Annotated in this window: 17 protein-coding genes; 3 read left to right on the forward strand and 14 right to left on the reverse strand. The window is 47.0% G+C overall.

All coding sequences use genetic code 11. The features are described 5' to 3' along the window. Positions 1–93 precede the first annotated feature (93 nt). Positions 94–954, reverse strand: a complete 861-nt coding sequence (locus QUB26_RS06935; RefSeq protein ID WP_333236247.1) for a PEP-CTERM sorting domain-containing protein — start codon at positions 952–954, stop codon at positions 94–96. Positions 955–1,271: 317 nt separating this feature from the next. On the opposite strand from QUB26_RS06935, the gene QUB26_RS06940 reads away from it, so the two are divergent. After that, complete coding sequence (locus QUB26_RS06940) at positions 1,272–1,979, forward strand: ABC transporter ATP-binding protein (protein WP_333242369.1); 708 nt, start codon at positions 1,272–1,274, stop codon at positions 1,977–1,979. Between the two features lie 64 nt (positions 1,980–2,043). Here the strand turns inward: QUB26_RS06940 and QUB26_RS06945 are convergent, their stop codons facing one another. The 3 genes from QUB26_RS06945 to QUB26_RS06955 form a co-directional block, all read right to left on the reverse strand. After that, a complete protein-coding gene (locus tag QUB26_RS06945; RefSeq protein ID WP_333236243.1) occupies positions 2,044–7,533 on the reverse strand; it encodes a response regulator in 5,490 nt (1,829 codons plus the stop codon). A 548-nt stretch (positions 7,534–8,081) separates the two neighbouring features. Beyond that, complete coding sequence (locus tag QUB26_RS06950) at positions 8,082–9,524, reverse strand: hypothetical protein (protein WP_333236241.1); 1,443 nt, start codon at positions 9,522–9,524, stop codon at positions 8,082–8,084. A gap of 194 nt (positions 9,525–9,718) precedes the next feature. Beyond that, complete coding sequence (locus QUB26_RS06955; RefSeq protein ID WP_333302744.1) at positions 9,719–9,847, reverse strand: hypothetical protein; 129 nt, start codon at positions 9,845–9,847, stop codon at positions 9,719–9,721. A 542-nt stretch (positions 9,848–10,389) separates the two neighbouring features. Here QUB26_RS06955 and QUB26_RS06960 point away from each other — a divergent pair. Further along, positions 10,390–10,839, forward strand: coding sequence for a pyridoxamine 5'-phosphate oxidase family protein (locus QUB26_RS06960; protein ID WP_333253669.1), 450 nt, complete (start codon positions 10,390–10,392; stop codon positions 10,837–10,839). Between the two features lie 153 nt (positions 10,840–10,992). Here QUB26_RS06960 and QUB26_RS06965 read toward each other — a convergent pair whose 3' ends face one another. Then, positions 10,993–11,865 (reverse strand): alpha/beta hydrolase, encoded by an 873-nt coding sequence (locus tag QUB26_RS06965; protein ID WP_333236237.1) that lies wholly within the window; start codon positions 11,863–11,865, stop codon positions 10,993–10,995. A 21-nt stretch (positions 11,866–11,886) separates the two neighbouring features. Continuing rightward, complete coding sequence (locus QUB26_RS06970) at positions 11,887–12,084, reverse strand: hypothetical protein (RefSeq protein ID WP_333317259.1); 198 nt, start codon at positions 12,082–12,084, stop codon at positions 11,887–11,889. 163 nt (positions 12,085–12,247) lie between these two features. Between QUB26_RS06970 and QUB26_RS06975 the strand changes: the two genes are divergently transcribed. Next, positions 12,248–12,742 (forward strand): GAF domain-containing protein, encoded by a 495-nt coding sequence (locus QUB26_RS06975; RefSeq protein WP_333236235.1) that lies wholly within the window; start codon positions 12,248–12,250, stop codon positions 12,740–12,742. 189 nt (positions 12,743–12,931) lie between these two features. Here QUB26_RS06975 and QUB26_RS06980 read toward each other — a convergent pair whose 3' ends face one another. The 8 genes from QUB26_RS06980 to QUB26_RS07015 all read right to left on the reverse strand — a co-directional run bounded on the left by QUB26_RS06980 (position 12,932) and on the right by QUB26_RS07015 (position 18,435). Next, positions 12,932–13,252 (reverse strand): XisI protein, encoded by a 321-nt coding sequence (locus QUB26_RS06980; RefSeq protein ID WP_333236233.1) that lies wholly within the window; start codon positions 13,250–13,252, stop codon positions 12,932–12,934. After that, positions 13,240–13,656 carry a XisH family protein gene (locus tag QUB26_RS06985; RefSeq protein ID WP_333236231.1) on the reverse strand — a complete coding sequence of 139 codons (417 nt, stop codon included), beginning with the start codon at positions 13,654–13,656 and terminating at the stop codon, positions 13,240–13,242. The genes QUB26_RS06980 and QUB26_RS06985 overlap by 13 nt, the downstream gene beginning before the upstream one ends. Positions 13,657–13,699: 43 nt before the next feature. After that, positions 13,700–14,890 (reverse strand): GIY-YIG nuclease family protein, encoded by a 1,191-nt coding sequence (locus tag QUB26_RS06990; protein WP_333317261.1) that lies wholly within the window; start codon positions 14,888–14,890, stop codon positions 13,700–13,702. Further along, positions 14,883–16,931: a DEAD/DEAH box helicase gene (locus QUB26_RS06995; RefSeq protein ID WP_333317263.1), complete on the reverse strand. Its 2,049-nt coding sequence runs from the start codon at positions 16,929–16,931 to the stop codon at positions 14,883–14,885. Before QUB26_RS06995 ends, QUB26_RS06990 begins: the two co-directional genes overlap by 8 nt. Before the next feature lie 25 nt (positions 16,932–16,956). Beyond that, positions 16,957–17,364: a PIN domain-containing protein gene (locus QUB26_RS07000; protein ID WP_333236224.1), complete on the reverse strand. Its 408-nt coding sequence runs from the start codon at positions 17,362–17,364 to the stop codon at positions 16,957–16,959. A gap of 8 nt (positions 17,365–17,372) precedes the next feature. Beyond that, positions 17,373–17,606: a DUF2281 domain-containing protein gene (locus QUB26_RS07005; RefSeq protein WP_333236222.1), complete on the reverse strand. Its 234-nt coding sequence runs from the start codon at positions 17,604–17,606 to the stop codon at positions 17,373–17,375. Positions 17,607–17,707: 101 nt separating this feature from the next. Further along, positions 17,708–17,887, reverse strand: coding sequence for a hypothetical protein (locus tag QUB26_RS07010; RefSeq protein ID WP_333317265.1), 180 nt, complete (start codon positions 17,885–17,887; stop codon positions 17,708–17,710). A 92-nt stretch (positions 17,888–17,979) separates the two neighbouring features. Next, entirely contained in the window at positions 17,980–18,435 is a 456-nt protein-coding gene (locus QUB26_RS07015; RefSeq protein ID WP_333317267.1) for a type II toxin-antitoxin system death-on-curing family toxin, read from the reverse strand. Between the last annotated feature and the right edge of the window lie 3 nt (positions 18,436–18,438).

The raw sequence follows: 18,438 nt of genomic DNA on the forward strand, positions 1-18,438 counted from the left end.
CCCGCCCGTCCTTTCTGGGCGGGCGGGACGCCCATCCCACAAGAAAAAAGGGAAATTATTTAATTGACGATCCTTAGATGTTTTGCATCATTCCTAAACTTTTGATTTAACTTCAGAGAATTGATTCTTAAATTTTCTCCCCTTCGCCAGGAAACAGAAAAATAGGGCAGTGCCTAATATAGTAGTAGGTTCTGGAACTGGTTCGGCTTCGGAAAGTGGTTGCGATTGTGCCACTGCCATATTGTTCTTAACTTCTACTAATCTTAAATTAGTGGTGCTGTCAAAAGTCCGCGAATACACTCCCGAAGTATACAAACTCAGGCTTTTTGTATTACCTTCAGCCAAAAAAGCAAAATTAATTTGTGTTGGATTAAAGTTTCCAGCGAGGTTGTATGACACACTCAATTCCGGGGCTTTAAAAGAGTGCAAACCGAGCCCAAGTTCAAAGGATTCTAAAAGAATGTTAGAAACAGTATCAATTAATGAAAAAGATATACTGCCTAGGGCGCTAGCCCGTTCTGATTGGGGATTACTAACAGATGTAAAAAGATGTAAAATAGTCTGAACCGTGAAGGAAAAAGTTTCTCTCGCATTAATAGAGAAGTCGCCGATCACTGCTGCTTGACTTTGGGCTACACCGAAATAGTTAGTCCCGCTGCCTATGACTTCACTTTGCGAGAGATTTGTTGCCAGCAATTCGTGACAGTTAGATATAAAAAATGCCTCAGCTTTTGCTTGGCTAATGGCTGCACCGCTGTTAGCTATTGTCTGAGTTTTAGTGTTAGTAGATGTACCTGTATCAGTCGGGGTGTGACTGAAGTTATCAATCGTTACTGCTGCTGCAGAACCGGCTAGTGTGGCAGCACGGCTGGGCGCTATACCTACACTCAAGCTGGTTACTAAAGGAGTTGCTAATAAAAATGCGATCGTTCCGCTACAGTGATGGAATTTCATGGTAAATCTCCTTAAATTTGAAACATTTTAAGTGCTGTTATTAGTAAGTTGTAGCGGTTGGTTTCGCTTACGTATCAATACTACCTATTTACTTAAAGATTTTTGTAAAGCTACTGTCAAGAAATCGTATTTTTAAGTAAAAATTATGTAAAGTCGATCGCCACAGCTACTAAAAATAGATTCTATGGGAGCTAGGGCGGGTCTTGATCTAAGTAAAATTACTGTTTACTCTAAAAAAGCTTGATTTTAAATAAATGCAATAAAATTTTATAATTAGTCGGGATAATATAATAAAGCACTAAGCAGAAAGAGTAATCATGTTGGAAATTAAAGACATACACACCTACTACGGAAATATCCACGCTCTCAAAGGGGTATCGCTAACAGTCTCGCAGGGAGAAGTTGTGACATTAATCGGCAGCAACGGGGCGGGCAAAACGACCACTCTCCGCACGATTCAAGGACTGCTGCGCCCGCGAATCGGCACTGTATTATTTGAGGGAAAGCCTTTGGAATCGCTGTCTACAGAGGCGATCGTCCGTTTGGGGATTTCTCAAAGTCCCGAAGGGCGGTTGATTTTTCCGCGAATGACGGTGCAAGAAAACCTGGAAATGGGTGCTTATCTCCGCAACGATACTCTCGGTATCAAGTCAGATATGGAAAAAGCATTAAATTTATTTCCTCGTTTGCGAGAAAGAATTAGTCAAAAAGGGGGAACTCTCAGCGGCGGGGAACAGCAAATGTTGGCGATCGCCCGGGCTTTGATGTCGCGCCCCCGCTTGTTATTATTGGACGAGCCGAGTATGGGATTGGCACCGATGTTAGTCAGTCAAATTTTTGCGATCGTCCGCGATATTAATGCTGAAGGAACAACTATTTTGCTGGTGGAACAAAACGCCCGTATGGCTTTAAGTGTGGCCCACCGCGGCTATGTCATCCAAACTGGTGAGGTTGTAGTCGCCGGTACTGCTAGCGATTTGCAGTCAAATGAAACTGTTCGCAAAGCATATTTAGGTGAAAATTAAATAACTATTCTGGTAATCGGTAATGGGTAATCGGTAACAGCAATTACCAATTACCAATTAGCAATTACCCTATTTGCGATCGCAACTTCCCCGTTTCCAATTCCGTCTCAAAAGCCGCCCGCACCTTTTCCCACTCCGCTTGGGCTTCCAACAGGCGATCGCGCGCCGTACTCACATCAAAAACCTGTTCCCCTCCCGACTCAACCGCCAAGCGACCCATATATTCCAACTCCTTGCAAACAGCAGAAAAAGACACCGCTCCTAAATTGGCGCTGCTCGACTTCAGCGTGTGAGAAGCCAGCTTCAAACTATCAGCATCGCCGAGAAAAATAGCCTCCTTAATAGTTTCTAAATGTTGCGGTGCGTCTACCAAATATATCTTGATCAGCTCCCCCAAAAAATCCGGATCTTCATCATCGTCTAGCTCGCGGAGATTTTGCAAAATATGAAAATCAATCGGCGAATCGGCTCCCGGTTGAACGCTCGAAGATGCCGCAGCATCACTGTCAATGTCATCAGAAATATCTTGATTGTTTTCCTCTGTTACCGCATCCAATTCATCCCGAATCAGAGGTGAGCACTTGCTCAAGGCGATCGCCAACTCTTCCCGGCGTACCGGCTTAGTAATATAATCGTCCATACCTGCTTCCAGACACTTTTCGCGATCGCCCTGCATCGCATTAGCAGTCATCGCAATAATTCTCGGCTTCTTGTTAGCAGGCCATTCCTGACAAATGCGGCGCGTCGCTTCCAACCCATCCATATTCGGCATCTGCACATCCATCAGCACAACATCGTAAGATTGCCGCTTCAGCGCCTCCAAAACCTCCAACCCATTAGCCGCAATATCAGCCCGATATCCTATCCTGTCGAGTAAATGCGTAGCCACTTTTTGATTCACCACATTGTCCTCCGCCAGCAAGATCCGAATCTGACTAGAATTAGCTCCATCCTGTCCGGCAGAATTCGTCGCAACCTGCCTCAAAACAGCAGGCGTCCGCTGCGCGCGGTGTTGTTCTTGAGAATTTTCAAAATACTTCAATCCCGAAGTCAAAGTCACCACATTTGAAACTTCTCCCCTGCCGCTTCTGCCAGTAACATATCCAAAAACTTGCAGCAACACATTATAAAACTGGGACTGTTTTAAAGGCTTAGTTAAAAAAGCCGAAAAATGTACTTCTGTAGTTTCAAGTTTTTTCCAAACTTCCGCCTTACTTAAATAAGTAAACAGTACCAAAGGTAGTGCTATTTTGCGAGGGTTTTTAACGATGACATTCGGATTTAAGCCGTCGTCGCCAGACAAATTGCTCAGCTCAAATTTCCGAATCTCCACAGCCAACGCCACACCGTCCATATCTGGTAGATTCATCGCCAAAATAGCTAAATCGAGCGGCGAGTTTCCTTTGATGATTTCCAAAGCCTCAGCACCCGAAGTTACAGCCACGGGTATCATTCCCCAAGACTCTGCCTGCCGGATCAAAACTTGCCGGTTAATGGCATGATGCTCAACAATTAACAAGCGCTTACCAGCGGCAAATTCCGGTCTTTTTTCCTCAGCCCGGATGTCATTCGCTTCAGCAGTCACCGTGAAATAAAAAATCGAACCCGAACCCGATATCAAGGGCGGAGTAAATTCTTCTGGCGACCTTCCAGCGATACTTTGTCCGGCAGAAACTCCCGGTTGAGACTTAGAACTTCGGGGATCAACCTGGCTGACAACCCACATTGTACCGCCCATCATATCGCTCAAACGCTGGCTGATAGCCAGTCCCAAACCCGTCCCGCCGTAATGTCGTGTTGTCGAAGCATCCACCTGCGAAAAAGCTTTAAACAGGCGATCCATCCGGTCTGGCGGAATACCAATTCCCGTATCTTGGACAGCAAATTGAATCTCGTATTGTTTGCTACGTGCCAACTCTCCCTGGTTAATTGCTAGCGGTTGTGGCTCTAGAATATTAATTTTTTCCGGCGAACTCTTAGCAGCTACCGGTTCAATTTGCCTAGCCGTACAGCACACCACAATTTCTCCAGATTCTGTAAACTTAACTGCATTGCCCAGCAAATTTACCAAAATTTGGCGCAGTCTCGTGACATCTCCTAAAATGTTTTTTGGCACAGAATCATCAATAAAATAAGCCAACTCTAAACCTTTTTCTGAGGCTCTAGGAGCCAGTAATTCTAGAGATTCTTCTATACAGTTTTGCAGCTCGAAGGGGCTGCGTTCCAAATCCAATTTTCCCGATTCAATCTTGGAAAAGTCCAGAATATCGTTAATAATAGTCAGCAAAGCATCGCCGCTGGTACGAATTGTCTCCACAAAATCCCGCTGTTCTGGAGTTAGTTCCATATCCAGCAGCAAGCCCGTCATCCCGATGACCGCATTCATCGGAGTGCGGATTTCGTGACTCATAGTCGCTAAAAATTCGCTCTTAGCTCTATTAGCAACTTCCGCCGCTTGTCGTGCTTGATCCAAAGCTTCATTTTGCTCTGCTAACTGTCGCTGTCGCTGAACTTCGGTTTCTAAAAGTTGTGCTTGAGCTAAGGTAATGCCAACTTGAGCAGCAACATCTTCTAACAGTTCAATTTCGTCGGGATTCCACTGGCGAGTTGCATCGCACTGGTGCAAAGTAATAATTCCATTCGGTTCTCCTTGATAGGAAGTGCGAACAGCCAACATAGATTTTAATCCGATGCGGCGGCACATCGGCCCCGAAGATTCCAGCAAAGGATCGGCAAACACATCGGGAGATGCCAGGGCTATATCTTCAGCGAGAAGTTTTTCTGTGTAGGGGTTATAAGTGACAGAAAGCTCTAAATCTAAAGCCGATTCGTGACCGGGTTCTAAGTATTCCGCGACGCAAGGAAGGTGGGGATAAGGTTCCGAAAGATAGGTGTGAATTGTACAGCGATTGACACCAAATACGCGGCCGATTTGGGTGGCGGTAGTTTGAAAAATTTCTTGAGTGTCTAAGGTCGATCGCACTTTTTGAGTAATTTGTTTGAGTAGTAAAACGCGCTGGTACTGACGTTGCAAAGTTCGCTCTCGCTCTTCGCGGGCAATTTCTGCGCCGATGTAATTGCCCATCAACTTTAAAATTTCAAAATTCAGCGGTTTAAAAGGAGATTTAGTGGTGCGAGAAGTAAAGCTCAAAGTGCCATAAATTCGCCCTTGCACTATTACCCTCGTCCCCACAAAAGCCTCCAACTTGCGGACGCTGTAAGCGGGGTGGTTGCGCCACTGAGTAGTGCCCGCTGATTCGACAGAAATAGGTTCGCTCGATCGCAAAACCTCTCGCTCAAAGGTTCTGCTCAAAGCAAAACCGTCTCCTTTAGCAAATCCAAAGGGAAAATCTTCCGGTACATAAGCCGAAATCACTTCGTAGCGATCGCCCAAAACCCTGCCCAACAGCCCGATATCCATCCCAAACTGACTACAGCCCATTGCCAGCAACCGGATCGTTCGATCGTCAAAAGAGCCTTCCGATGTCACCATTACCTCATAGAGCGATCGAATTGCCCGCTCGCTTTCCCGCAGTTCCTCAACTCCTTCGAGGCGGTTGCAGACATCGTGCAAAGTCCCGAAAATTCCCGCTATTTCGCCTTGCGAATTCCGGCGGACTTGGGCAAATAATTCTACGGAAACAAAGCCGGAATTACTGTGAATTCCCAAGGAGTTTTTCTCCGAAACCGACTTGGACTTAAATCGCAGTTCTCGCCGTTCAAATTCCGACTTCCCGGACAGCAAAGACTCCAATAAATTTGCACATTGCTCGCGCTCATCTGGATGCACCCACTCTAAAAAATTAGTTTGCAAACTTTCGGAAACCGCATAATTAGTAATTTCCGTCCAAGCGCGGTTGAGGAATTTCCAAACCCCCGCCGCATCTATGTGGAAAATTACTGTTGCTTTCAAAGAGTCAAATAGATGGAATTGTTCTCGATCGTGCTCGCGGTTTTTGACTTCAAACTGCTTGTTTAGAGTAATATCTGTATGAGTTCCTACTACCCGCAGCGGTTTGCCAGTAGCGCTGCGTAAAACTTGACCTCGGTTCAGCACCCAGACAGTGCTGCCGTCTTTACAGTACATCCGATATTCGGCTGCAAAATCCGGTGTCTTTTGGGCGAAGTGTTCTTCTAAAGCTGCCTTTACCGAGTCAATATCATCTCGGTGGATGCGACTCCACCATTCCGATCGGCGATTCGAGATTTCCCCTTCTTGGTAGCCCAGCATTTCTTGCCACCGCGCCGAATAAAAAAACTCATCTGTTTCGAGATTCCAGTCCCAAATCCCCTGATTGTTGACTGCAGGGGGGAGATTTTGCCGCTCTACGAAAGTGTGGTGAGAAATTTCAGCCATCTCGTGGCTATTTGCTGCTGTCCGCTGTATTTCTGCTGAGAGTTTTTTGTATTGAGCGTTGCTAGATTCTAGCTGGCGCTGCAAAGCGATCAAGCCAGAATGCAGAGATTTGGAATCCAGCGCTTGTAAAAGGATAGTTTTAGGATTAATAATCCCGATCGGGTGATTTGTTTCATTGATGACTAATAAAGGCAACTGGCAGTAGTGTTTTTGCAGCAGCGCGACGGCTGCTTCGAGGCTAGAGTGCGATCGCACCAGTGGCGGCGAACTGCTGCAAATTGCTCCCGCTTTAATTTTATTAGAGTCTCTTCCCAGGGCCTGTAACTGCACAATATCCCGCGAACTTACCACCCCAACCAGTTTGTGAATGTTGGGATTTGTAAATTTGGAATTGTGAGCCGCGCCAGTCGAGTGTTGATCGGGGGTTTCAGTGATTAATACATAACTAACATGGTGTCTAAACATCAGTTGCGCCAAATAGCGAACCGAAGAATTAGAAGGAGCGTGAATTATTCTTGAAGCTGCTATTTGAGGGATTTGATAAAGTTTAATTAAACTTGCGGGCAGCTCTAATTTCTGATGCACAATTGGCAGCGGCGGAGGGAACGCGAAAGCCGCAGGTGGCGAAGCGCTGCTTATTGCTTTTGGTGTCGATTCCCCAATTCCCTGCAACATTTGCACCAAGCTTTGAGAGCTAATTAAACCGACAAGTTCTTCAGCCTCGCTGACGACGGGCAAATGGCTGATCTGATGTTTATCCAGCAGATTTGCTAAGGCAAAAAAGTCGGGAATTTCCGATTCTCTGGCTACAGTTACGGTTCTGATCATGATTTGCTCGATCGCAAATCCCCTCAAAGCAGCGCCGATCGAATTTAGCTGTACGATATCTCGCGCTGTAAAAATCCCCAGCACTGTCTGGCTGCTAGGATAGGGAGCTTTTGAGCCGTTGAGAGGCCGCCCGTTGCCTCCTGCGTGTAGCGCACGCGGTACACCGTTGTAGAAACCCGACTGTTCCCGCGATTGTGGGGAAGTCCCGTTCGTGGGATTTCCGAGTTGATAATTCCCGCGCGGTTCTACCACGAGGACGTAACTGGCTCCTGTGCTACTCATCAGCTCGATCGCCTTTTCTACGGGCGTCTCAGGGGTGACGGTGAGGGGATTGCGGTTGATGACCTGACTGAGGGAGGGAATAAACATCAGGGGGCATAAAAGTGATATTTGTTGGAAAAAGCCGATCGCGAGCAGCAGGTTGATTGAGAGGCTTTACCCGCGAGATTTCCAAGCGCGCTCAAAGTTTCTGTACGATTCAACTCACCCATACTTCCAGCATCTTGGCATTTAAAATTAATTCCGTGCCATATCCTGATAATTGACGGCTTCTGACTTCCAGAACCAATGCTATCTGCCAGAGGGCGGACATGAAGGCGGGCGGGTAATTCCTCGCCTAGCCTAACTGCTGCGGGTTTACGAGCAAGAATTTCTGCGATTGTCTAGACTGCACCCTACTTTCTGCCCCTCAACGGAACTCTCGCTCACATTCTGCTTGAGGCCAGATACCTGCACCCTACCAATTTACCAGCGACAGGAGGGGAATCACAACATGACATTTAGGTATTGCAACTGTGCAATTGGGGGTTCGAGGGTTCGAGGGTTCCAGGGTTCCAAGGCCAAGCAGGCAGAAAATAAATAATTTTGAGCATAACTAATTCTATCTTATCCCAATTATGGCCCAGAGGATTTGAGCTTCAATTCTGGCGATCGAACTTGATGAGAATAGCGCTGTTCCCTGCCAGTGTAAAACTCGCATTGCCGCCCTTGAGCCTTAAGCTACCAACAACCTCATCCATTGTTTTAGAACTGAACTCCCGCACCGTGCCATTACCAGTTTTTATCAGCTCCGAAATATCAGCATTAACAGTGTAAGATGTTGCTCGGTCATTGACAACCAGCAAGTAAACATTCTTGCTAGAATCAAGAGTGGCAACTGCCCTTAAATCCGAACTGTTAGTGATAGGAAAAAAGGTAGCTTTCCCGCCCTGCAAAGCCCTAATTCCCATCCGTAAAGCATAGTAGCCCGCCCGCCGTTTTCCCCCGTCCCCTAGCAAACCTTCCGCCCCTGCGGGCTTGCCCCAGTCGTACAAACAAAATATGTGACTGCCGTCAATATAATTATCCCCCGGTTGAGAACCTCGAATCAAATTCTTAATCAAATTTAAAGCTAAAGATAAATCACCGTAGCTCATGTTGTAAGTTCCCCATTCTCCTACCCAAAGCTGCGAGTTAGCGCGGACAGTACCGTTCATCCAGCCGCGCACTTTGCGGGTGTAGTTAGAAATATCTGCATCGTAGTTGTGGACATTGACTGTATCGAAATAATTCGGTATTTCCTGCAAAGCACTAGCCGGCCAATTGCTGCCGCCTATGGTTTTCGGGCCGTGGATGCGGTAAGTGCGCGAAGGCAAATAAGTTTTATAAACAAAGTCGATCGCATCTTTTGCCACCTTAACCAATTCAAAATAGTCAGCCCTAGTCCCGCCCCAACCCTGATCGCGATTGTCCGGTTCGTTGTGAATTTCCCAATCATCAACGCGGTAATCATTGCGAACATTCAGCCAATAAACCGTAGCAAAAACGTGTTCCCACCACTCGTTCCAATCTTCTCCTGTGCGCGGCGGATTCAGTTGCAGCGCCCAACTGGGATTCCAGTTATTATCAACATTCCGAATACTCACCACCGGGCGAATATTTGCTTGTTTTAGAGTATTAAAAATAGTCCTGGCATTGCCTTCCCAAACCGTACCCGGTTTTCCAGACCACCAATAATCGCTACCCTGGGGCGGATTAGTCATAATCTGATCCCAATGTGCCCAATTAATTATATTTGGATTTGTCTTAATTTCGTTAATAGATGGCCAACCGTATTTACCGTCGTCGTCTTCGGCTTCCCACCGGGACATCCCGCCGTAAATGCGGTAGGTATTAATTCCCAAATCTTGCAAATCTTTGATGTCGAAATTGATATTGCCCTCGACTGCACCGATGTAGCGAGTGCTGACACCCGCAGCAGTGCCGGAAATTTTAATTGTTTCGATGTTTTGAGCAAAAGTTGTTATTCCGATGAACAACCCTAGGCTGATGGCAATTAAAACACCTAGAAAAAAAATCAGAATTCTAGTTTTTGATAACACGTGATTATTAACTACTAATTTAGGTTATTTTCTGTTCGAGGTAAATATACCCATCGCTAATCTAACTTAGGATCGCAAATTAAATAATTTACACTCTTGAAAGTGGGATGGGCGTCCCGCCCGTCCTTTATGCACGGGCGGGACGCCCATGCCACAAGAACAATAAAGATTGTAAGTTATTTAATTCTCATTCCTTAACGGGCGATCGAGTTTGTTACCTGTTGTAATAAAAAAGCATTAACTATACCAATTTCCCGAATTAACACATAAAGTAAAATAGCACAGGTAGCAGTCAAAAGTGAAGGTTCACCTCGAACAACCACAGTAAAATATTTGGGTATAACAATTAACCATATAAATTGCGTTAAATATCTGGCGGGGTGACAACGCCGCCGGAAACCCAGCCAGGCCTCATATTTGATCGACTTGTGTTAAAAAAGATAGGTCAGAGCATTCCAAGGGACGATCGCCTTTTGTTCGCGGGTAACAAGAAAACATGGACGCCCAAGCTGCAGATAAAGCGAGTTTGGGCTTGATCTGGGCTGAAAATTTGTTTAAGTCCCGTTAGGAAAAAACGCTTTTATTAATTAATTAGACGATCGCCATTTAATAAAAACATTAAACCCTCAGCAATTGCCGAGGGTTTATTTCCCAAATCCTACAATTTTCCCCACAAAAAATATATCGGTCTAAAGGTAGATGATATTGGTGACCAACCTAGGTTACGCTAGGAGAAATTCTATACTTGTTTATAGCCACAAAACAGGCGCATCAAAAATGCAATAATTAGACCCAAAGCCCCACTCGTGAAGCAACCTAAAACATCGATGGATTTCTCTAGAGTAAGTCTTAAAGGAGCATAAAAATGTTAGATATTGATGAAATGAGTTCAAAAGAAATACAAGAACTTTTGCAGCAAGTAGGACACGGACACCTCGGCTGTGTATTTGAAGGGCTTCCCTACGTTGTGCCAATGCACTATTATCTCCAAGATTCGGACATATACATTTTCACAACAGTCGGGATGAAAACGAAGTATATGGACGGCAATCCAGAAGTCTGCTTGCAAGTGGAAGAAGTCCGCGATATGGAACACTGGCGCAGCGTTGTCGTGAACGGGCGAGCAGAACGCCTTACGCAGCAGGAAGACATCGATCGCGCGATGGAATTGGTCAAAGAACACAATCCCAAACTTTCGCCCGCCATCAATCGCACTTGGATTGACTCGCTGGGGCGTGCGGAGGCGATCGCAATTTACCGGATTCAGCCCTGGGAAATGAGCGGGCGCACGACGGAGGGAATCAGCAGTCGGTGAACGTCGAGACTCACTTGTTACCGGGTTTTTTACGAAAATACTTAATTAAGATTTTCAATCTCGGTAAAAAACCCGGTTGACGATCGTCAGGGCGCCTCCAAGACTATAAATTCCTAAAAAATGCTGCCGGATAAAATAGTGCCAAATATCAGCTCAAACAGCTTTGCTTGCCAAAAAATCTCTCATGTACCGATTCACTAACTGCGGCTGTTCCTGCTGCACCCAGTGGCTGCAATTAGGAATGTAATGAATCTGAAAATCCCGCACATAATCTGCGGTTCCATAGGTTAACTCTTTGCCGAAGGCGGCATCATTTTCTCCCCAAATCATCAGCGTCGGAACTTGCAGCACGCTCCAATTCTGGCGATCGAGAAATCCGCTAGCCAGATTGCGGTAATAATTGATAGTAGCAGTCAGAGCGCCCCGTTTGGCAGCCGCATCTTTGTAAGCTTCCATATCTGAGGGACTAAAGGTGCTTTTGTCAACTGCCATACCTTCCAAAGCGGCCGAAATTGCCTGATAGTCGCCCAACTGAATTAACAACTCCGGCAAAACTGGCAACTGAAATAAAAAGATGTACCAACTTTTCAGCAATTGTTGGGGAGTGCGTAACCCTTCAGCAAACTTGGCCGGATGCGGTAGATTCATCACAATTAATTTATCCACCATTTGGGGATAAGCATAAGCAAAATTCCAGGCGATCGCGCCTCCCCAGTCGTGACCAACTAAGACGCAACTTTCATACCCCAAACCCTGAATAATTCCCTTGACATCTTGCACAAACTCTGACATCACGTAAGCAGATTTATCATGAGGTTTGTCGCTGTCGTTGTAACCTCTGAGATCCACAGCGACGACTTTATAATCTGATGCAAATTCTGGGATTTGATGCCGCCAAGAATACCAAAATTCAGGAAATCCGTGCAGCATCAGCATCAGCGGCCCAGAACCTTGAGTGACATAGTGCAGTTTAATGCCGTTCGTAGCGATAAATTCGTGTTTCCAAGCAGCTTCTAGCACAGACATATTTGATGCTTCCTCTAGCTATCAAGATATCCTAGCAGTTGCTTTCTTTGACAGGAACCAACTTTGGGCATATCTAGCAATTATCGCAGCACCTGTCAACTCTTCCTCTTCTCTTCTCTTGCTTTGTGGAACAGGCGTCCCGCCTGTGGTTCTTCGCGAAAGCGGTTCGTAAAAAAAAGCCGATAGCCGGATTCCCGAAAAGATTGCTATCTCAGTCAAAATATTAGTATAATGTTGCTGGCATCCCCACAACTGTTAAGGCAAAAATCACTGACTTTCGAGCGATCGAGAATCCCGATTCGCAAAAATTTGAGGTTTGTGAGGGTGCAAGTTAAATAATTCAGATCGGGCGAGTGTACTAGGAATTAAAGGAGTTAATATCATGTCTGGCGATCGCCTGCAAAACATTGTTAACCGCTTGACAGATCGTCTAAAGCGCGATGTATTAGTTGAAAAATCCCTCTACGACATTCGAGAAGTTTTGCAGAGCGATCGCGCGGTGCTTTATCATTTTTACAAGCAGTGGCAAGGTCGAGTGACTTACGAGATGTTGAGTGCGATCGAACTCTCTATCTTGGGTTCAACAGGGCCAGACGAATGTTTTAACGAAGAATACGCCGCTTTGTACGAAGCCGGCAGAGTTAGAGCAATTGCAGATATTGAAGTAGAACCAATTAACCCATGTCACCGAGATTTTCTGCTTAGCCTGAAAGTTCGCGCCAATTTAGTCGTGCCAATTTTAACAAACAAAGGACTGTGGGGGCTGTTAATTGCTCATCAGTGCAGCGGGCCCCGCACTTGGTTGCGATCGGACATTGAATTCATGCAGCAACAAGCACAAAATATGGCAATGTCTCCCACAATTCAAGATAGTTAATATTTAATCCCAGATTCTGCTTGGTGACAGTTGGGGTATCGAGCATAAAATATATATGCGAAAACCGAGACAGAAATATTTACACATATATAATGTTGCAAAGCTTAGGGGAAGAGAATTTCAGATTCTATTTTGTGTAATTAATTCTGTCTAACTACTTATCCATCTAACTGTTCCAAACCTTGGTCTCTAGGAATAGTTGGTGGCAAGGAGTTTTCGGATGCTGGGGGAGCGAAACCCAAGAATGATATCTTGAGGAGACACGCCACGTTGAATCAGTTCTCGATCGATGTATATCTCGGTACTGTTGTGCTGAATCCAGATTTTATTTTCAATGATATCGAGCTGCATGGCACACCCATAGATGCGATATTCGTCGCGCCATTCGTTGTGCATAACGAGATATCGATCGCGGGCGATATCGAAAATTAACTGAGCATTTGCGTCATTTTTAGAAAAGTCTTCGAGAAAGTCACAAACAATTTTGCGGTATTCGTTTAGTCTATCCATTGGTCGATCGCCTCACGAGTTGGATTGTAAATAATTAGTCGAATTTCATAACGTTCGATGACAGTTTTTGCGGGTTCAAATCTGAGAAAACTTTGGTAGGTATCGGTGGGTACTGCCAGATACAGCATACGTTCTGGTTCGCTAGAGACTTCGATGGCAACGCGATAGTTGAGGAATTGACCGAGGGCAGTGTGGAATTCAGAAATGGTGGAGCCACCTGCGAAACTTTTGACTTCTACAGCTATTTTACGTCCTTCTTTTTCAGCGGCGATCGCTTCTTCGGCTGCAAGAGCGATGTAGACATCAGCAACACCATAACGTAACTGGTAGGGATCGTGGGTAATCTTCCAGCCATCTTTTTGTAGGGCGATTTTGACCCGGTTGTGGAAGAGATCCTTTGCCATTTTTAGTTTGGGTTCTAATTGGACGTATTCCCCTTAGATAGCATTACGATCGAGTAAGACTTGCTGTCTTCGGATCATACCGGAATTGATCGAGGGTTCCTTCCTTGATTTTTTCGATCGCCTCTTCAATCGCCTCTAGCGGAACAAGGAACCACTCCCTCGGTTTCACGGGTATGCCAAAGCGATCCGGCAATTCCAACTCCAATCGAACACTGCTGAAAACCTTTTGAAGTAGTGTCTCAAGTCTCTTGGGGTTGATTTTTGACAGTTTGAATGTTACGACGATTTCCACTTCTGCGAACAAATAAGTCGAGTCTTTCTTAGCGGTGGCAATTCGGCTTTTTACATCACCTCTGGTAACACCAATCTTGTGAATGACAGACCGATGCTCAGCAATGAAGGGATGATCGGATTGGCTTCTCAGCACGTAAATGTACCCAGTTGTTAAGTCGTCTTTTGCTTCAATGCCAGAAAACAGGGGACCGAAATCGGGGTCGGTGATGCGGCGGCTGGCCTTGTCTTTATTTAACGCACGCTGGAGCGATCGCAACAGCAAATCGCTCTCGGTGGCATTGTCATAAACCACCCTCAGCCGGCAGTCCGATCGACCATAGTCGCTGACAAACGGCTCACCCATATCGGCCACCATCACCTTCTGCCCATCAAGGATGAACAAATCCCCTTCCTTTACGGCCGCATAGTCCTGGTATTTGATGGTTTGCCGTTCGCCCGACTGCAATTGCCGTTGCACTTTGTCAAAGATGGGTTTGAATTCATCAAAGTCCTGGCAGGGAGTCCGTTGGGCGATTTCCTCGGCTGCTTTGATTTCGCTGCGCGATCGCACATGGGTGAGCTGGGTAACGTCGTTCTCTGAGGCTGCATCGACTCCCAGGGAGGCCAGCAGTGCTTCATCTGTCAGATTGCTTTCTGTGATCAGGCTGGCATCAGTCTCAGCATCTAACAGTCTGCGTGAGTCTAGCGGTTCCAAGACGGCGCGACATTCCTCCGATTCTCGCAGGCGATCGAGCCGTACTGCATAAAGCCGCTCGAAGATATCCCGATCTTCCCCATGTTGGGGCAGTCTGCCATATTCTTCCACAAACCGCTCGATCTCCTCAAAGCCTGCGACGATCCGCTCTTCTCTGGCAGAACGCTGGCCGGAGGGTTCGGGGGTCATGTCCATGCCCAATTCACCCAGCAATTCCAAATCATCATCGGTGGTGTACTTAGGCATTAGTTTCCTCCTTTACTTTGCGTTGCAGGAAGGCAACTCCTTCTGCCATCCGTTTTTCCCAGGGATCGACTGCTGTGAGAGAGGGCAACCTGCCCTTTTCTTGCTTGAACCGCAGCGCCCGTTTGGCTAATTCCCGCGCTTCTTCCACGCTAAGGGTTACTCGCTTAGCCGCAATGACTTCCGCCACCTGCTTCAGCCGTTCTTCGCTCATGGACTTAGCCAGAATGGCATAGGCTTCGCCAAAGGGATTGATGCGATCGATCAGATCCATATCGAGGTCTGTTACCGATAGGGCGAACTTCCTCACCCCATCGAGGAGTGAGGTGTTTTTCGCTGCTTCCCCACCACTTTCGTTCATGGTTTTTTTAGCTTGTTGGACGAGGGTGAGGGCGGCGATCGCGTGTTGGCGGACGGCTTCTCGATCTTCCGCTTCTAGATTTGGGAACTTCTCTTTGACGATTTTGCCCATGCGAACTTGGGTTAGTTCTTCCGGCACCAATTCTTCATCAAACAGGCCACGCTCGATCGCTGGCTTATCTTGGACAAAGGCCGTCACCAGTTCGGTCAAGTCTTCGCGGCAGATGCGTTCGGCTTCCGGGCTCTTGGGTTCGGCTAATCCCTTAATTTCCATTTGAATCAGGCCTCTCTCTGGATTGATGCCCACGTTGCACTTGCCAGGATTGTAACCATCTTCTCCATAGTCGAAACCGGGTGTTGGTTGATTGTCGGGGCGCTTGGGTTTGAACTCGAAGCGCGGCGCGAGCACTTGCTCCATCAGTAGGCTAGCTGCAATGGCTTTGAGCGTGTCGTTCACCGCCTCGGTGACGGCAGATTCGGCGGCATCCGGCTCGGCAATCAGGTTGGTGAACCGAGCGCGGGTTTTCCCTGGTGCATCGCGGGTGGCGCGACCGATAATCTGAATAATCTCTGTCAAACTGGAGCGGTAGCCGATCGTCAGGGCGTGCTCGCACCAGATCCAATCAAAACCCTCTTTCGCCATGCCGAGGGCGATGATGATGTCCACACGATCGCGATTGTTCTTCTGGGTGGGGTCTTTTAGGGCGGTGGCGACTTTATCCCGTTTGGTGGGGTCGTCGTCTACGAGATCGGCAATCTTGAGGATCGTGCCGTCGGCGGTTTTGACGAGTTGAAATCCCGTCTTGGGATCGGTGCCTTGCCATTCGCCCAGTTCCTCGATGATGTGCTCCACCTCGCGGATCTTGTCCTTCGTACTTTCGCGGGAGTTGACGTTGGGAATGTGCAGGATGGTTTTCTCTTTGGGGTTTAGCACCTGCACGATTTCGTCGGTGTAGCTACCCGCGTAGAAGTAGTAGCCGATGTCGAGTTGCTTCAGGTATTGGTAGCCGTTGAGCTGTTCGTAGTAGGTGTAGGTGACGGTATCGAATCGGGATTCGTCTTCGGGGTGCAAGACGGCTTCGGCATCGCCGCGAAAGTAGGAGCCGGTCATGGCTATGATGTGGGTTTTGTCGCGGGCCATGAGTTGGCGGACACGATCGCCCAGCTTGTTGTCTGGGTTGGACGAAACATGGTGAAATTCGTCTATGGCGATCAGGCGATCGTCTAAGATTTCGATACCGAATTTGTCCACGGCAAAGCGGAATGTGGCGTGAGTGCAGACCAGAATCTTGGCACCGCTGGCTAGAAACTTCTGCACCGCGCCCACTTTGCCGCCGTCGTTTCCCGGTGCGTCGCAGAGATTCCACTTCGGCTCAACTTGCCAATCGGCCCAAAAGCCAAACTGACTCAGCGGCTCATCGTGGAAGCTGGAGCCGATCGCCTTTTCTGGCACGACGATGATAGCTTGTTTGAGGTTTTGGTTCTCTAGTTTGTCCAGGGCGATGAACATCAATGCCCGACTTTTGCCGGAGGCGGGGGGCGATTTGATCAGGAGGTATTGTTCGCCGCGCTTTTGGTAGGCGCGTTCTTGCATCGGGCGCATACCGAGGGCGTTGGGGCGGGTTGAGGTGCCATCCTGGGCGTAGGTGACGGAAACTGAGGGAATCGCGATCGGTTTGCTCATCGGAATTTTTTTAGATATTTTTCTGCTAGAGCTGGTTTAAGAGTTCTGTGGGGGAATAAATGGGGAGGTTGCTACCAATGAAGTCTTTCCGATCGCGGGTGACGATTCCATCAAGTCGATTGAGGGTCGCGCAGGCGAGTTGGATGCTGTCTTCAAAGTCTTTCAGACCAAGGCTGAGAGCAGTTTCGACGGTCTGGCGATCGACAGCACAAAATCGGAGTCCAGTTAGTAGCCGATGAATGGCAGCAAGGGCGACTTCACGACCTTCGGTTTTACGGATGATGTAGAAAATATTGGTGATGGTGGTTGCGGCGATATAGCCTTCTAAGTTGCCCCGTTCAATTTGCTCGAAGAGGGCGATCGCGGTTTCGACAAAGGGTTCCCGTTCCAGGATTAGGTCTAGGACAATGTTGGTATCAATGAGAATTTTCACGGGATGGCTTACTGGTATTTTTGGGTGAGATAGTCGGTATATTCTGCTTGTATGTCATCCTCGTTTGGGGCTGAACCGGGACGTTTGGCGATGCCCCGGAGTCCGGTGAGAGTGCCGGGGGGGATAGTTTGACGGGGGGAGAGTTTTTTTTGGTGGAGGAATTCGGCGAAGTTGAGGACTTCGTTGATTTGGCTTTCTGGGAGAGTTTGGATAAGCTGGTAGAGTTTTTCGGCGGCTGTCATGATTTTTTGGGGATGGATGAATTTTTACTTTTATTATGGCTGAAGGGTCTAGGGCTTAGTTTTACCTTTAGCAGGCTTTTTCGGGGGGCGTTTGCTGGGGGTCATTTTGGTGTATGGCTCGAAGAGATTTTCGAGGCGTTCGGTGTCGTTTTGAAGTGGCGATCGATGTAGATGCGATCGTGTAGCGACTTCTTTGGGGTAGCGTGGTCTGCGCGGAGGTTGGGGGGCATGGTTTCGGGGTGACTTCCATTTGCTTTTAAGCACTTAAATCCTTCATTCATAAGGGTTTTAAGCTTTGGAGCTTCGTCATGTGGATTTGCATTTAAGCACTTTTACGCCCAAAAAGGGAGGTAACGACTCTGCTCTAGCTAAGCTAACCATTAGAATCAATATCGCCCATGACAGCAAGCGCCAACTTAAACTTAAGTTCTTCACTGAAATCTTCCTCGAAAATAAGAGACTCAATCAGTTCACATAAAAACTCTTTAGAAATTTTTCCTTCTGCTATCCAGACGGCGATATTTTCCATTTCTAGGACAAACTTTATTACCACAAAATCGTAACCATTGAGCTTTAGAAAATAAGCTCCCAATGCAATACTAGAGCGTTTATTTCCATCATTAAAAGCATGAAACTTGTTGACAGCAAAAACTAGGTGAGTTAATTTGTGGTGAATCTCAGGATAATAGAGATCGTTTTGAATATGTTCTAATGCGCTCTCTAGTAGACTCGGATTATTAGAACCCGGAAAGCCGCCTGAGTTTTCGATAATCCAATCATGCAGCTCGATCGCATAGTGAATGTCAAAGTAAAAAAAATCTGCTGCCATAAC

The sequence above is a fragment of the Microcoleus sp. B4-C1 genome (assembly GCF_036705285.1).
Lineage (GTDB): Bacteria > Cyanobacteriota > Cyanobacteriia > Cyanobacteriales > Microcoleaceae > Microcoleus.

Excerpts from the sequence above, each read along its gene's own strand:
- QUB26_RS06935 (WP_333236247.1), bottom strand. The coding sequence starts at position 954 with ATGAAATTCCATCACTGTAGCGGAACGATCGCATTTTTATTAGCAACT.
- QUB26_RS06940 (WP_333242369.1), top strand. The coding sequence starts at position 1,272 with ATGTTGGAAATTAAAGACATACACACCTACTACGGAAATATCCACGCT.
- QUB26_RS06945 (WP_333236243.1), bottom strand. The coding sequence starts at position 7,533 with ATGTTTATTCCCTCCCTCAGTCAGGTCATCAACCGCAATCCCCTCACC.
- QUB26_RS06960 (WP_333253669.1), top strand. The coding sequence starts at position 10,390 with ATGTTAGATATTGATGAAATGAGTTCAAAAGAAATACAAGAACTTTTG.
- QUB26_RS06965 (WP_333236237.1), bottom strand. The coding sequence starts at position 11,865 with ATGTCTGTGCTAGAAGCTGCTTGGAAACACGAATTTATCGCTACGAAC.
- QUB26_RS06975 (WP_333236235.1), top strand. The coding sequence starts at position 12,248 with ATGTCTGGCGATCGCCTGCAAAACATTGTTAACCGCTTGACAGATCGT.
- QUB26_RS06980 (WP_333236233.1), bottom strand. The coding sequence starts at position 13,252 with ATGGATAGACTAAACGAATACCGCAAAATTGTTTGTGACTTTCTCGAA.
- QUB26_RS06985 (WP_333236231.1), bottom strand. The coding sequence starts at position 13,656 with ATGGCAAAGGATCTCTTCCACAACCGGGTCAAAATCGCCCTACAAAAA.
- QUB26_RS06990 (WP_333317261.1), bottom strand. The coding sequence starts at position 14,890 with ATGCCTAAGTACACCACCGATGATGATTTGGAATTGCTGGGTGAATTG.
- QUB26_RS06995 (WP_333317263.1), bottom strand. The coding sequence starts at position 16,931 with ATGAGCAAACCGATCGCGATTCCCTCAGTTTCCGTCACCTACGCCCAG.
- QUB26_RS07005 (WP_333236222.1), bottom strand. The coding sequence starts at position 17,606 with ATGACAGCCGCCGAAAAACTCTACCAGCTTATCCAAACTCTCCCAGAA.
- QUB26_RS07010 (WP_333317265.1), bottom strand. The coding sequence starts at position 17,887 with ATGAATGAAGGATTTAAGTGCTTAAAAGCAAATGGAAGTCACCCCGAA.
- QUB26_RS07015 (WP_333317267.1), bottom strand. The coding sequence starts at position 18,435 with ATGGCAGCAGATTTTTTTTACTTTGACATTCACTATGCGATCGAGCTG.